9 protein-coding genes are annotated in these 15,133 nt (G+C 74.4%); 8 read left to right on the top strand and 1 reads right to left on the bottom strand.

All coding sequences use genetic code 11. From position 1 onward, the window contains the following. Positions 1-91 precede the first annotated feature (91 nt). From ANAE109_RS19135 to ANAE109_RS19115, 5 genes are all read left to right on the top strand, one after another. A complete protein-coding gene (locus ANAE109_RS19135; protein WP_012098536.1) occupies positions 92-1,294 on the top strand; it encodes a translocase in 1,203 nt (400 codons plus the stop codon). Further along, complete coding sequence (locus tag ANAE109_RS19130) at positions 1,291-4,020, top strand: HEAT repeat domain-containing protein (RefSeq protein WP_012098535.1); 2,730 nt, start codon at positions 1,291-1,293, stop codon at positions 4,018-4,020. The genes ANAE109_RS19135 and ANAE109_RS19130 overlap by 4 nt, the downstream gene beginning before the upstream one ends. Then, positions 4,010-4,990, top strand: a complete 981-nt coding sequence (locus ANAE109_RS19125) for a cyclic nucleotide-binding domain-containing protein (RefSeq protein WP_012098534.1) — start codon at positions 4,010-4,012, stop codon at positions 4,988-4,990. Before ANAE109_RS19130 ends, ANAE109_RS19125 begins: the two co-directional genes overlap by 11 nt. Positions 4,991-5,096: 106 nt before the next feature. Continuing rightward, a complete protein-coding gene (locus ANAE109_RS19120) occupies positions 5,097-5,918 on the top strand; it encodes a hypothetical protein (protein ID WP_012098533.1) in 822 nt (273 codons plus the stop codon). Positions 5,919-6,017: 99 nt separating this feature from the next. After that, positions 6,018-6,263 carry a hypothetical protein gene (locus ANAE109_RS19115; RefSeq protein ID WP_012098532.1) on the top strand — a complete coding sequence of 82 codons (246 nt, stop codon included), beginning with the start codon at positions 6,018-6,020 and terminating at the stop codon, positions 6,261-6,263. Between the two features lie 19 nt (positions 6,264-6,282). Here the strand turns inward: ANAE109_RS19115 and prpR are convergent, their stop codons facing one another. Next, a complete protein-coding gene (gene prpR, locus ANAE109_RS19110) occupies positions 6,283-8,208 on the bottom strand; it encodes a propionate catabolism operon regulatory protein PrpR (protein WP_041448512.1) in 1,926 nt (641 codons plus the stop codon). 242 nt (positions 8,209-8,450) lie between these two features. On the opposite strand from prpR, the gene sucC reads away from it, so the two are divergent. From sucC to ANAE109_RS25410, 3 genes are all read left to right on the top strand, one after another. Then, positions 8,451-9,629, top strand: a complete 1,179-nt coding sequence (sucC, locus tag ANAE109_RS19105) for an ADP-forming succinate--CoA ligase subunit beta (RefSeq protein WP_012098530.1) — start codon at positions 8,451-8,453, stop codon at positions 9,627-9,629. Positions 9,630-9,663: 34 nt separating this feature from the next. Further along, positions 9,664-10,653 (top strand): succinate--CoA ligase subunit alpha, encoded by a 990-nt coding sequence (gene sucD, locus ANAE109_RS19100; protein WP_012098529.1) that lies wholly within the window; start codon positions 9,664-9,666, stop codon positions 10,651-10,653. A 354-nt stretch (positions 10,654-11,007) separates the two neighbouring features. Beyond that, on the top strand, positions 11,008-15,096 hold the full coding sequence (locus ANAE109_RS25410) for a hypothetical protein (protein WP_158305917.1): 4,089 nt from the start codon (positions 11,008-11,010) through the stop codon (positions 15,094-15,096). Positions 15,097-15,133 lie beyond the last annotated feature (37 nt).

The raw sequence follows: 15,133 nt of genomic DNA, 5'->3' as shown, positions 1-15,133 counted from the left end.
GTCAGGCGCCCTCGCGCGCGCGCTGCGGATCTTCGGCGAGGTCGAGCCGTCGGAGTCGGGGAGAGTATTCCTCCTCCTCCTCACCCTGTTCGTGCTCCTCGTCGCGTACTACGTGCTCAAGACCGTCCGCGAGCCGCTCATCCTGGCGGGCGGCGGCGCGGAGATGAAGTCGTACGCGGCCGCCTTCCAGGCGGCGGCCCTGATCGCCTTCGTGCCCGCCTACGGCTGGATCTCCACGCGCGTGAGCCGCGCCCGGCTCGTGGTCGCGATGGGCCTGTTCTTCGCGGGGACGGTGGAGGTGTTCTACCTCGCTTCGCTCGCCCGGCTGCCGTACCTCGGCTTCGCCTTCTACGTCTGGGTGGGGATCTTCAGCAACGCGGCGATCGCCCTGTTCTGGTCGTACGCGAACGACCTCCACGGCCCGGAGTCGGGCGAGCGGCTCTTCCCGGTGATCGCCATCGGCGCCGCCGCGGGCAGCCCGGTCGGCTCCAAGCTGGCGGAGCGGCTCTTCGAGGGCGGCGCCTCGCCATACCAGCTGATGCACGTCGGGGCGGCGCTCCTCGTGCTCCAGCTCGCGCTCTACCGCATCGTGGAGCGCAGGACGCGGGGCACGCCGCGCGCGCAGCGCGCGCCGCTCGCGCCCGGCCCGGGCGGCTTCGGGCTGGTGTTGCGCTCCCCCTACCTGCGCCTCGTCGCGGTGCTCCTCGTCCTCCTGAACCTGGTCAACGCCACCGGCGAGTACGTTCTCGGCCGCTCGGTGGTGAGCGCCGCCCGGCTCGCCTCCGCCACGGATCCGGCGCTGGACGTCGCCGCGTACATCGGGGCGTTCTACGGGCGGTACTTCTACTGGGTGAACGTCGCCTCCGTCGTCCTCCAGGCGTTGCTCGTGTCGCGCCTCGTGAAGCGGTTCGGCCTGGCGGGCGCGCTGCTCGCGCTGCCGCTCGTCGCGTTCGGCGCCTACGCCCTCGTGGCGACCGGCGCCGGCCTCGCCGCGACCCGCTGGGCGAAGACCGCCGAGAACGCGGTGGACTACTCGGTGATGAACACGGGCAAGCAGATGCTGTGGCTCCCCACGGCCCGGGAGGAGAAGTACAAGGCCAAGCAGGCCATCGACAGCTTCTTCGTCCGCGCGGGGGACCTCCTCTCCGCCGGCGTCGTCTACGCCGGCACCACCTTCGTGGACGTCGGGATCGTCGGGTTCGCGTCCCTGAACCTGCTGCTGATCCCCCTGTGGGCCGCGACGGCATGGGCGCTCGTCCGGCGCTATCGATCGCTCTGCCTCACGTGCTCATGACGTCATGGTTCGGTGCGGGCCTCGGGGCCTTCGAACGCCGCCGCGCCGCGGCCGCGTTCCTCACGGTCTTCGGCGTCGCCGTCGGGCACGCGCTCCTCGAGACGGCGCGTGACGCGCTCTTCCTCGCCCGCCTCCCCGCCTCGCAGCTCCCCTGGGCCTACCTGGCCATCGCCGTCGCGGCGGCCGGGCTGTCGCGCGTCTCGTGGCCGTCGGGCCGCTCCTCGCTCGGGCGGCGCAGCCTCTCGCTGATGCTGCTCACGACGGCGGCGGTGACCGCCGGGCTCTGGGCGCTGGGGCCGGCGGGTGACCCGTGGAAGCTGCGGGCGCTCTACGTGTGGACGGGGGTCAACGCGACGGTGACCGGGCTCCAGCTCTGGCTCATCCTGGGAGGGTTCTGGACGGTCCGGGAGGCGAAGGGGGCCTTCACCGCCCTCACCGTCGGTGGCCTCGTCGGAGGCGTCGTCGGCGCCGCGGTCGCGCGCGCGCTCCTGACCGTCTCCCCACCCGCGGGCCTGCTGCTCGCGAGCGCGGGGGCGCAGGCGCTCACCGCGGTGGGTCCCGCGCTGCTCCTCTCGCCCGGGGGCCCCGCCCTGACGCGGCCGCGCGCGCCGCTCGCTTCCTCCATGCGGATCGTCCGCGAGCACCGCTACGCGCGCGGGCTGGCGGCGCTCGCGCTGCTCTCCACGATGGCCCTCACCGCGGCCGACTTCGTCTTCAAGAGCGGCGTCGCCCGGTCGGTTCCGGCGGGCGAGCTGGGCGCGTTCTTCGCCGGTACGTACACGGCGCTGAACGCCCTCGCGCTCGGCACCCAGCTCTTCGTCGCCGGGTGGCTCCTGCGCGTCCTCGGCCTCACGCGGACCCAGGCCGTGCTGCCGGGGCTGCTCCTGCTGGGCTCCGCGGGGTTCGTGGCGGGCGGCGCGCTCGTCGCGGCGCTCTTCTTGAAAGCGGCGGACGGGGCGTTCAGGGACGTGCACCGCTCCACGAGTGAGCTGCTGCTCGTGCCGTTGCCCGACGAGCTGCGCTCCCGCACGAAGCCGTTCCTCGACGTCGCGGCGCGCCGGGGTGGCCAGGCGCTGGCGTCGCTCGGGATCCTGGCGGCGATGGCGCTCCCGCGCCCGGAGACGTGGGTCGCCGCGGCCTGCGCCGCGCTCTCGCTCGCCTGGATCGTCCGGGCGCGTGAGCTGCGCCAGGGCTACCTCGACGTGTTCCGGAGCGCACTGCGGGAGGGCAGGCTACGCGGTGGAGCGGAGCTGCCCGCGCTGGACGTCCCGGCGTTCGAGGCGGTCCTCGCGGCGCTCGGCAGCGGCGACGACGCCGAGGTGATCGGCGCCATGGACGTCCTCGCGGACGGAGGGCACGTCCGGCTGATCCCCACGCTCGTGCTGTACCACCCCTCCGAGGCGGTGGCCCTGCGGGCGCTCGAGCTGTTCGAGCGCGGGGGTCGCCGCGACTTCGTGGGGGCGGCCGATCGCCTGCGCCACCACGCCAGCCCACGGCTCCGCGCTGCCGCGCTCCGAGCGCGCACGGCCGCGGTGCCCGACCGCGACGTCCTCCGCGCGGCAGCCGCCGATCCGAGCCCGGTCGTGCGCGCCGCCGCGTCCGTGGCGCTCGTCTCGCTGGGCGAGGACCCGGTGGACGCGGCTCCCGCCCTCGAGGAGCTGCTCGCCGACCCGGATCCGGAGGTGCGGCGTGAGCTCGCCCGCGCCGTCGCGCAGCGACCCTCGCCCGTCTTCGAGGAGCTGCTCGAACGGCTCGCGCACGGCTCGGAGCCGGCCGTGCTCACCGAGGTGGCGCGCGCCATGGGCACGCTCCGGAGCGAGCGGTTCCTGCCCGTGCTGGTGCGCCTGCTGGCGCAGGGGGAGGTCCGCGGCGCGGCGCGCACGGCCCTCCTCCGGTTCGGCGAGCGCGGGCTCTCCTTCGTCGCCGCTGCGCTCGCCGATCCGTCTCTCCCCCACGCCGTGCGACGCCACCTGCCGCGGACGATCAGCCGCTTCCCGGCGGAGGCGGCTGCCCCCGTCCTCCTCGGGCGACTCCTCGTCGAGCCGGACGGGATGGTGCGCTTCCGGATCCTGCGGGGCCTGGGGCGCCTCGCCGCCGACCACCCCGCGCTCCCGCTCGATCGCGAGCTCCTGCACCAGGCGATGGAACGAACGCTCGAGGTCACCTTCCGGCTGATCCACTGGCGCGCCGTGCTGCTCGAGGGTGCGGTCGAGGACCCCCGGCGCGCGACCGCCAGCCACGACCTGCTCGTGGCGCTCTTGCGTGACAAGGAGCGGCACGCCGTCGAGCGTCTCTTCCGCCTGCTCGCCCTCGAGCTGCGGGGAGAGAACCTCCACGACGTGCACCGCGGCCTCTCGAACACCAGCCCGGAGCTGCGCGCCTCGAGCCTCGAGCTGCTCGAGCACCTGCTCCCGCCGGCGCTGCGCGAGCCGGTCCTCGCCCTGGTCGACGATCTCCCGGACGCCGTTCGCCTCGCCCGGGCGGGCGCTCACTACCGCGTGGAAGCCCTCGGCTACGAGAGGCTGCTCGGGGTCCTGCTCGAGTCGCCGGGGGACGCTCTGCGGTCGCTCGCCGTCCACCACATCGGGGAGCTGGGCCTCCGGGACCTCCGCGAGCAGGTGGAGCGGCTGCAGCTGGAGCACCCCGCCGGCGTGCTCCAGCGCGCCGCCGCACGCGCGCTTCGACGGCTCTCCGGTGCGGGAGAGGGGCTCGCCGATGCTCGATGAGGCGTTCGTCCAGGCGCCGCGAGGGCCGAGGCTCGGGCCGGTGGAGCGGCTGCTCTTCCTTCGCCGTATCCCCGAGTTCGGGAGCCTTCGCGTGGCAGACCTCGCGTTCCTCGGCGAGAACCTGCGGGAGCACTTCACTCCCCGTGGCGGCGTCCTGCTCCGCGCCGGGGAGCGGGTGGCGGCCATGCACGTGCTCCTCGAGGGGCGCGTCCGGGTGCGGCGGCACGGGCGCGAGCTCGGGATCGCCGAGCGCGGCGCGGTCCTGGGTTCGGCACTCCTGCTCGCGCGCGACGAGGACGGGCTCGAGGCCGTGGCCGAGGACGACACCGCCACGCTCGCGCTGGACCGGGAGTCCTTGCTCGACGCGCTCGAGGAGCGCTTCGGGATCTTCCGGAGCGCGCTGCGCGGGGTCGCGCGCGAGCTCGTCGAGCTCCTCGCGGAGCACCCCGCGGAGGCCGCCCCCGAGGCGGTCCCGGCGACGCTCCCGGGTTTCACCGATGGAGAGATCGATCTCGCCGAGCGGATCCTGCTGCTCCGGAGCCGGCCTCCCTTCCAGGCTTGCAGCATCGACGCCATCGCCGAGCTGGCCCAGAGCACGGAGGAGGTGCGCTTCCCGGACGGCCACGCGCTCTGGCGGGCCGGCGATCGTGCGGTGCAGACGCTGTTCCTGGTGAGGGGCGCGGTCCGCTGCGCTCCGCCCGGCTGCCGGGCGCCGTTCCGCGTCGGCGCGGGTCAGAGCCTGGGAGCGCTCGAGGTGCTCGCCGACGTGCCGCGCTGGTACGACGCGGTCGTCGAGGAGCCGGTCCTGGCGCTGCAGGGCGAGCTGGAGCACGTGCTCGACGTCCTCGAGGACAACGTCGACATGGGCGTCGAGTTCCTCTCGTTCCTGGCGCGGTCCTCGGTGCGCGTCCGCGAGCGGATCGCCGAGCGGGCGGGATCGCTGCCCGAGCTGCTCGATTGCCGGACCTGAGCACTCGAGACCGCGCGCTCGGCCCCGGGTGACGTGTCGAGGCGAGCTTGCAGCGTCGTTCGCCCCGTGCATCATTGACGGCGGCATCGGCTCACCGAGGACCGGCATGACCGAGTCGCTCCCCCCGCTCGAGACGGCTCACCGCGTGCTCCAGCCCCGCAGGCTCGGGTGGCTCGTCCTCGCGCTCGTCGCCGCGGCCGCGGTCGCCGCGATGCTCGCGCTGCCGCGCATCGCGCAGGATCCCGCGTACCATGCGTTCGCGGACCGCCGTGCGCTCCTCGGGATCCCCAACGCCGCGGACGTGCTCTCCAGCCTCGCCTTCCTCGCGGTCGGCCTCCTCGGCCTGCGGGTCGTCGCCGCGCGTGACGTCAGCTTCGTGAACGCGCGGGAGCGAGCGCCGTGGGCCGTGACGTTCTGGGGCGTGCTGCTCACGGCCGTGGGCTCCGCCGTCTACCACCTCTCGCCGACGAACGCGTCGCTCGCCCTCGACCGGCTCGCGATGACGGTCGGCTTCATGGGCCTGCTCTCGGCGCTGATCGCCGAGCGGCTCGGGGCCCGGGGGCCCCTCATCCCGCTCCTGGTGCTCGGCGCGGCGACGGTCGTCTGGTGGTATGCGAGCGAGGTGAACGGCGCTGGCGATCTTCGCCCCTACGTCGCCGTGCAGGCCGCTCCGCTCGTCGCGATCCCCCTCCTCGTCGTGCTCGTGCGCCCGCGGTACACGGGCTCCGCGTGGCTCCTCGCCGCCCTCGCGCTGTACGTGGCCGCGAAGCTGGCCGAGGTGCGCGACGCCGCCATCTTCGCTGCCACCGCTGGCGTCGTGAGCGGCCATACCCTGAAGCACCTGCTCGCCGCGCTCGGGATCGGCGCGCTCGTCCTGATGCTCTCGCGCCGGCGGCCACTTCCCGAGCCCCGATCATCACGCGGATGAGGTGACCGGAGGGCGCGCGGCGGCGGCATCCACCCACGTCCACCCTGCTGCAGTTCGCCGCAGGGCGCGAGATCCCGCCGCGGGTGTAGCCTCGCCTCCATGCGAGAGGAAGAAGGCGCTGGCTCTGCCGCCCTGCTCGAGCCCGGAGAGAGCGGGACCGGTAACACCCGCGGCGGCCTGTGGGTCCTGTTCGTCGCCGCGCTCTCGGTCGGGATCTGGTTCGCCTCGCACGCGCACCGCCAGCGCGGGCTGGAGGAGACGCGGCCGGTCTCCGGGGAGCGCCTCGACGCGCCCGACGACGCGGCGTGCCACGGGAAGGGCACCGCCGGCGAGCGGTGCGGCTGAGGGGGCTCGCCCCGCCCGCTCACCCCGCCGTTCTCAGCTTGCGGTAAAGCGTGGAGCGTCCCACGCCCAGCCGCTTGGCGGCCGCCTTCATGTTGCCGCCGCACTCCTCGACCACGCGCCGGATCACCGCCGCCTCCTGGGCCTCGCGGGCGCTGCGGAGATCGCCGTCTCGCGGCTCGTCCGCGACCTGGAACAGCTCCGGGAGCACGGCGCGCAAGGCCTCCGATCCGACCTGGTCCGGGGCCCGGTGCGAGTAGAGGACCGCGATGCGCTCCAGCACGTTCTCGAGCTCGCGGACGTTCCCCGGCCAGGCGTAGCCCTGGAGCCAGGGGAGGAGCAGGGCGAGCGCCCGCGGGAGCGCGTCCGGCACGCCGTGGCGCGCGAGCGCGTCGCGCAGGAGCGCCTCGGCGATGGGCGCCACGTCGTCTCGCCGCGCCCGCAGCGGCGGCAGGTGGATGGGGAGGATGTTGAGCCGGTAGTAGAGATCCTCGCGGAAGGCGCCGCGCGCGATCTCGCGCTTGAGATCGCGGTTCGTCGCGGCGACCACCCGGACGTCGATCGGGGTCGGGTCGTTGCTGCCGAGCCGCAGCACCTGGCGCTCCTGCAGCACGCGCAGGAGGCGGGTCTGAAGCGTGATGGGGACGTCTCCGACCTCGTCGAGGAAGATCGTGCCGGTGTGGGCGGCCTCGAAGAGCCCGGCCCGCCCGCCGCGGCGCGAGCCGGTGAAGGCGCCCTCCTCGTAGCCGAACAGCTCCGACTCGAGCAGCGCCTCGGGGAAGGCGGCGCAGTTGATGGCGACGAAGGGCCGGTCGCGGCGCCGCCCGGCGTTGTGGACGCCCTGCGCGATCATCTCCTTGCCGGTGCCGCTCTCGCCCGTGATGAGGACGGTCCCCTCGGTCCCGGCGTACTGCTCGGCGAGGGTCCGCACCGTCCGGATGGCCTCCGACGTGCCCACGATCCCCGCGAGCTCGTAGCGGGCGATGAAGCGGCGCGGCCGGAGCTCGGAGCGGAGGTCACGGTCCACGCGCAGGAGCGTCCTCGAGTCCTGGCAGGTGAGCACCGCGCCGGAGAGGACACCGCGCTGGCGCACGGGGATGCGGCTCACGACGAGGCTGCGCCCGCCGAGCTTCTGGAACGACCGCAGCTCGGGCGCGCCCGTCTCGAGGACCCGGGCCAGGGACAGCTCGGGTGCGACGCTCGAGAGGCGCTTGCCCACGAGCTCCACCCCGCGCGCGCCGAGCAGCCGCTCGAAGCCGGGGTTCACCACCGCGATCCGCTCGGCCGCGTCCACCGCGACGACGGCCTCGTCGATGTGGGCGATGACGCCCGCGAGCTGCTCGCGCCGCCCCCGCTCCGCCCGCGCGACCTGCGCCATCTCGATGGCCCGCTCGATGGTCGCGCAGACGCACTCCAGCGAGTAGAGGAGCACCGACTTCAGGCCGGCGCGCTCGGCCTCGTCGCAGGCGGGGCCGGGGCCCACCACCACCTCGAAGCCGTGGGCCGCGAGCTCCGCCACGGCGGCCCGGGCCTCCTCGGGGGTGACGTAGGCGCGCTGCTCGATCTGGACGCCGCGCAGGAGGTCCTTCCAGCGCTCGAGGCCGGGCAGCACGCGGCGGAAGTTCACCACGCCGACGCGGCGCCCGAGGGTGCGCGCGTGCGCGAGCGCCTGGAGCGCGTCGGTGGTCGAGACGTCCACCAGCGCCACGGGGACGGGCCCGTGGTCGCGCAGGTACGCGCCGTTGGAGCCGGCGGCGACGAACGCGTCCACCCGCTCGTCCGCCTCGGTGAGGCTCTGCGCCGTCTCGAGCGCGCCCTCGAAGCTCAGGTCGAAGACGCGCACCTCGGCGCGGTCCGCGTAGATGGGGGCGGCGCTCTCGAGCACCTGGCGCAGCCGGCTCGAGCTGAACGCCCAGATGACCGGCTTCTCGTCGCTGCGAAAGGGCACGGGCGCCTCGGCAGCGTCCGCGGGGCTCACCCTTCGACAGGCTCAGGGTGAGCGGCAAAGTGCCAGGTCCGGGACGCAGTGTGCCAGGAACGGTACGCGACTGGCTCGCCCGCCGCCAGTGGGAACCCCGCCGGAGGGCCCGGCTTCACGAAATCCAGGGGCTTAGGCGCAGGCGCGCGGCGCTGGCGCAGCGGTTGCTCTTCGTCGGTGGGACGGCGGACATCGACGAGGAGCCCGACCGAATGAGGATCCACGAGTACCAGGCGAAGGAGCTGCTGCGCGGCTTCGGGGTGACGGTGCTGCGCGGAGGGCTCGCCACCACCCCGGCCGACGCCGAGCTGGCGGCGGCCGTGCTGGACACGCCGATCTGCGCGATCAAGGCGCAGATCCACGCGGGCGGACGGGGGAAGGCCGGCGGCGTGAAGCTCGCCCGCTCTCCCGAGGAGGCGCGCGATCACGCCGAGGCCATGCTCGGCATGGTGCTCGTCACCGCGCAGACCGGCCCGGCGGGGCAGCGGGTCCGCAAGCTCTACGTGGAGGAGGGCTGCCGCATCGAGCGCGAGCTCTACCTCGGCATGACCGTCGATCGCGAGACGGGGCGCGTGACGATCATGGCGTCCCGCGAGGGAGGCGTCGAGATCGAGGAGGTCGCGAAGCTCCACCCCGAGCGGATCCTGCGGGCGGAGGTCGACCCGCTCACCGGGCTCCAGGCGAACCAGGCGCGCGGCCTCGCCTTCGGGCTCGGCCTGCGGGGGGAGGTCGCGAGCAAGTTCGTGAAGCTCGCCGCCGGCCTGTACCGGGCGTACGTCGCGACGGACGCCTCGCTCGCGGAGGTGAATCCGCTCGTCGTCACCGCGGAGGGTGAGCTCGTCGCGCTCGACGCCAAGCTCGAGCTCGACGACAACGCGCTCCACCGTCACCCGGACCTCGCCGCGCTCCGCGATCCCGACGAGGAGCAGCAGCGCGAGCTCGAGGCCAAGGAGCACGACCTCTCCTACGTGGCGCTCGAGGGCGACATCGCCTGCATGGTGAACGGCGCCGGGCTGGCGATGGGCACCATGGACATGATCCAGCTCGCGGGAGGCCGGCCCGCCAACTTCCTCGACGTGGGCGGCGGCGCGAGCGAGGCGAAGGTGGCCGCCGCGTTCAAGATCCTCCTGGCGGATCCCGGCGTGCGCGCCGTGCTCGTCAACATCTTCGGCGGCATCATGAAGTGCGACGTCATCGCGAAGGGCATCCTCGCGGCGGCGCGGCACGTGAACCTCTCGGTGCCGCTCGTGGTGCGGCTCGAGGGGACGAACGTGGAGCTCGGCAAGGAGCTCCTCGCGCAGAGCGACCTCGAGATCATCCCGGCGGACGACCTCGCCGACGCGGCCCGCAAGGCGGTCGCGGCGGCGCGGGAGTCGGTGCGGGCGGCGTGAGGCGGCAGCGGGCACTCATCGGAGCGGAGGGGTCGTGAGCATCTTCGTCGACAGGAACACCAAGGTCCTCGTGCAGGGCATCACCGGCGCCGCCGGCAGCTTCCACGCCGAGCAGATGCTGGCCTACGGGACGCGGGTCGTCGCCGGCGTCACCCCGGGGCGCGGCGGCACGCGCTTCGAGCAGCGCGTGCCGATCTTCGACACGGTCGGGGAGGCCGTGCGAGAGACCGGCGCCAACGCGAGCGTCATCTTCGTCCCGCCGCCGTTCGCGGCGGACGCCATCATGGAGGCCGCCGGCGCGGGGGTCCCGCTCGTCGTCGCCATCACCGAGGGGATCCCCGTCCTCGACATGGTCACGGTGAAGCGGTTCCTTCAGGACCGTCCCGGCGTCCGGCTCCTGGGCCCGAACTGCCCGGGCGTGATCACGCCGGGGCAGTGCAAGATCGGGATCATGCCGGGCCACATCCACCGGCCCGGTCCCATCGGCATCGTCTCGCGCTCCGGCACGCTCACCTACGAGGCCGTGAAGCAGCTCACGGACCTCGGGCTCGGGCAGTCCACCGCCGTCGGGATCGGCGGCGATCCGGTCAACGGCACCGACTTCGTGGACTGCCTCTCGCGGTTCGAGTCCGACCCCGAGACCGAGGCCATCGTGCTCATCGGCGAGATCGGCGGCTCGGGCGAGGAGTGGGCCGCGCGCTACATCGGCAAGAACGTGACGAAGCCGGTGGTCGGCTTCATCGCCGGGCGGAGCGCTCCTCCCGGACGGCGCATGGGACACGCGGGCGCCGTCATCTCCGGGTCGAGCGGCACCGCGGAGGCCAAGATCGCCGCGCTGCGCGAGGCGGGCGTGGTGGTGTGCGAGAGCCCCGCCGGGATCGGCGAGGCGGTGCGGCACGTCCTCTCCCGCAGGAAGGCGCGGAGCGCGAAGCGCCCCGCCGCGCCGCAGCCGGCGCGGCGAGGGCGGCAGCCGGTGACGCGACGTCGCGCGGCGCGCGTCGAGCAGGATCCCCCCAACCTCTAGCGCGAGAACCGGGGGTCCCGGAGGCGACACCCGGCCGGCGTCCGAACGGCCGGGTGTCGCCGCCGGATCGAGCGGGCGCTGCCGGCCGGAGGCCGGCGGGCCGCGCTGGCGTGGCCGTGCTCCGGGGCGGTGAGGCCGTCCCGCGGGAAAGGCACATCGGGGGTCCCTGTACTGAGACCGCCTGACTTGGAGCACCTCGCTCGCGGGTGATAGCTCTCTCCCCGTACTGACGGTCGGGCTCCTGCCCGACAGCGCCGGGGGGCGCCAGACATGTTCGATCCGCGAAGCGCGCCGCACGCCGGGCGCACACGAAGGCCCTGCGTCCGAACGTCCGCTCTCCTCGCCGCCAGCGTCTTGGCCGCCTGCTCCTCGTCCTCTGCTCCCGGCCCGGCGCTGGAGGGCAGGGACGACGCCGTGGTGGACGGGACGCTCGCGCACGAGTTCACGATCGGCGCGACGGACGCGTCCAGCGCGTACTCGAACGCGGCCGTTGGCTACGCGGCCGGGGGCAACCATCTCGTCGTGTGGGAGCAGCGGGCCTGCAGCGGCGGCACGTGCGACGGAGGCCCGACGCTGCGCGCGGTCCACGTCGGACCGAGCGGTGTCGTGAACGGCACGCCGTTCGCGCTCGGCAGCGGCGCGTCGCAGACCGCCCCGGCCGTCACCTTCGACGGCACGAACTTCCTCGTCGTCTGGGTGGAGGGGGCCCAGGTGCTGGCACAGCGCGTGAGCGCATCGTCCAGCGCGGCACCGGTCGTGGATTCGGCGCCGGTCTCCGTCTACGCGTACACCAGCGCTGTCCGTGGAGCGCCCGCGGTCGCCAGCGCCTTCTCCGCGGCCGCCCCGCCGGAGTACTTCGTCGCGGTTCAGGACGGAGCGGACCTCAGGGGCGTGCGGCTGAACCTGAACGCGAAGGGGGCGCTCACGCGGTCCAACGGGCTGGCGACCATCGCCGCCACGACGGCGACGGGGTGCTCGGTGGTGGGCACGTGCGAGGCTCGCGCCCCGTCGCTGGCCAGCGACGGAGCCGCCTACGTCATCGCCTGGGGCGTTCACGGTACGTCGGTCTCGGCGACGGGCGTCTACGCGGCGAGCGTGACGAACAAGCAGGCCGGCGTCCAGGTGGGCACGGTGCGTCGGCTCGACGCTTCGTCGGGCTCCGCCACCGCCGCCGCCCCGCGCCTCGCGTGGGCTGGCGGGCGGTATCTCGTCGCGTGGAACGAGAGCGCGAGCACGACCACCGCGATCCGGCTGAACGCGGACGCGACGCTCGCCGACGCCGCGCCGTTCCCCGTCTCCCCGGCGGGCCTGGGGGGTGACTGCGCGGTGACCGCCTCGGGCAGCAGCTTCGTGGTCGTGTACCGCCGCGCGGCCGGGGCGTCCTCCGCGCTGTACGGGGCACGCGTCGGCGCCACGGGAGCGGTCGCGGACGCGAGCGGGTTCTGGATCGAGGCAGGCCGCTCCCTGGACGCCGTCTCCGCGGACGCCAGCGGCAACTTCGCCGTGCTCAGCACCGTCGCGCTCGACGCTGCTCGCACCGGGATCGTCGGACGGGTCGGCCCCGCCGCGGGCTACCCGGTCACGATCTCGGGCACCGGGCGCGGCGCGGGGACGGTGACCTCGCTGCCCGCCGTCGACGACGCGTTCTGCCCCACCTGCCAGGGCAGCTACGATCACTCCTTCGCCATGGGAACGGCGCTCGAGCTCGTGGGCCGGTCGGCGACAGACCGGTTCAGCGGCTTCGCAGGAGATTGCACGGGACTCACCTGCGACCTCGTGGTGGACGGTCCGAAGGTGGTGGGCGCGCGGTTCGACGCGCTGTACCAGCTGACCGTGGCGAGGGGCGGGACGGCGGGCGGGACGGTGGTGTCGGACCCCGCGGGCATCGCGTGCGGCACGGGCGGCGCTTGCGAGGCGAGCTACGTCGACGGCGGCACCGTCACGCTCACCGCGACGCCGGCGAGCGGCGCGTCCGTGGCGTGGTCGTTCCCGCAGGGAGGCTGCACCGCGACGGGCGACGTCGCGACGTGCACGCTGAGCGCGCCGCTCACCGCGCAGGCCGAGTTCGTCGCGACGGCGCCCTCCACCGCCCTGCTGACCGTCTCGAAGATCGGTGACGGGAGCGGTTCGGTCTCGTCGGACGTGGCCGGGATCGACTGCGGGACCGCGTGCAGCGCGGCGTACCCGCTCGGCTCGACCGTCACGCTCACCGCCTCGCCGGGGGAGGCGCTCTCCACGTTCGCCGGCTGGGGCGGACCCTGCGCCGGTACCGGCGCCTGCGTCGTCACCGTGAACGAGGCGACGAGCGTGATGGCGCAGTTCGATTCGCTGCCGCCGCCGAGCGCGACGGTCACCGTGTCGACGTCGGGCGCGGGCACCGTCACGTCGGAGCCGGCCGGCATCCTCTGCGGGGTCGTCTGCTCCGCCGAGCTCGCCGCGACCGATCCCGCGACGCTGAGTGCGATCCCCGCGTCCGGCTGGGAGTTCGTCGGCTGGAGCGGCGACTGTACCGGCACCGCCGCGTGCGACCTTGCCCTCGACGGGGACCGCTCGGTCACCGCGACGTTCCGGGAGATCCCTCCCACCCTGTACCGCGTGGAGACCTCGATCGCGGGCACCGGCGGCGGGACCATCACCCCCACGCCTGCGGGGTCGAGCTGCGGCACCGGGTGCGTCGAGTACGTGGCGGGCACGCCCGTGACGTTCGCGGCGATCCCAGACGGCAGCTCGTCTTTCGCCGGCTGGGGCGGCGCCTGCACCGGCACGGGCGGGTGCAGCGTCAGGGTCGACGGCGACGTGGTCGTGACGGCGCAGTTCGACCGGCTGCCGCCGCCGACCGCGACGATCACGATCCGGAAGACCGGCACCGGCTCGGGCGTCGTGAGCTCGTCCGGGGCCGTGAGCTGCGGCACGACGTGCGGCGCCAGCTTCGAGGTCGGGACCACCGTGACCTTCACGGCCTCCGCGATCGGCGACTCGCGCTTCGCCGGCTGGGGCGCGCCGTGCGCGGGCACGGGAACGTGCGTCGTGACCGTGAGCGGGCCGCTCACCATCGACGCGCAGTTCGACGCGCCGGCGACCTACCGGCTGACCACGACCGCGAACGGCACCGGCGCGGGCCGGATCACCGGCGCTCCCGGACCCATCGACTGCAGCTGGTCGGCCGCGACGGGTCACGGCGGCGTGTGCGGCGCCGACCAGGCCCGGGGCTCTTCGGTCGTGCTCACCGCGGAGCAGGCGGAGGGCTCCAGCTTCGCGGGCTGGTCCGGCGGGCCCTGCAGCGGGACGTCCCCCACGTGCACCGTCACGATGGACCTCGCGAAGACCGTCGCCGCCACCTTCATGGCCTCGACGCCGGTCGAGACGAGCAACGTGGTGCTCGTCCGCATCTTCGGGTCGCTCCACGGCGGCGTCGTCGGCGGGCCCATCGCCTGCACGACCGCCACGGCGCAGTGCTCCGGCAGCGTGCCCTCCGGCGGGACCCTGACGCTCACCGCGCTCGAGTCCGACGTGGTGAGGTTCGCAGGCTGGACCGGGTGCACGCCCCAGAGCGGAGATCCGCTGACCTGCACCGTCAAGCCGGCGCAGAGCACCGTCGTCATCGCGAGCTTCGAGAGCATCCAGCCGCCCGCGCCGACGGCCAATCCGGTCACGGTTCGCGTGTTCGGCCGCGGCCGGGTCTCGGGCGGCGGCGTGGACTGCTCGAACGGCTCGGGGACGTGCGGGGTGAGCGTGGCCGCCGGGACGACCCTCTCCCTCCAGGCGACCCCGGCGGCCGGGTACACGTTCCGTCAGTGGCAGGGCTGCGCGCCCATCCTGGGCACTCCCACCTCGTGCACCTTGACCCCGACGGCCGGAACGGCGGTCGTCGCGGTGTTCGATCCGCCGCCGCCGGCGGCTCCCGCGTCGACGTACCCCGTGTTCGTGCGTCTCTTCGGCACCGCCGGCAGCGTCTCGGGCGGCGGCCTCGACTGCCGCCGGCTCAGCGGGACCTGCCGCGTCGACGCGGCGCCCGGCACGTCGCTCCTGCTGACGGCGCGGCCCGGCACCACGGCGTTCGAGCGCTGGCAGGGGTGCACGCCGACGGCCGATTCTTCGAGCTGCACGCTCCGGGTGACCGGCGCCACCGCGGTCGCGGCGTTCTTCGAGTGGCCCGCCGAGCCCCCTCCGCCCGAGACGTACGCGGTCATCGTGCGCACCTTCGGGGTGGTGGGCAGCGTCTCCGGAAGCGGCCTCGCGTGTACCGGAAACGCCGGCACCTGTCGCGTCGACGTGCCGAACACCTCGCCGGCGACGCAGGTGACGCTCCGCGCCACGCCGCCGGCGGGCACGGTGCTCGGCTCGTGGGGAGGGTGCCTGCCGGATCCGCGCGATCGGCTGTCGTGCACGGCGACCGCCGACGCGAACAAGGTCGTGACCGCGACGTTCGTCGCCGGTCAGTGAGGTGGGGAAGGGGGGGCGGCTCCGCTGCGGTCCGGGC

This window comes from Anaeromyxobacter sp. Fw109-5 (assembly GCF_000017505.1).
Classification (GTDB): Bacteria; Myxococcota; Myxococcia; order Myxococcales; family Anaeromyxobacteraceae; genus Anaeromyxobacter.
The sequence above is the reverse complement of the archived record's forward strand: the minus strand, read 5'-3'. Positions and strand labels throughout refer to the sequence as shown.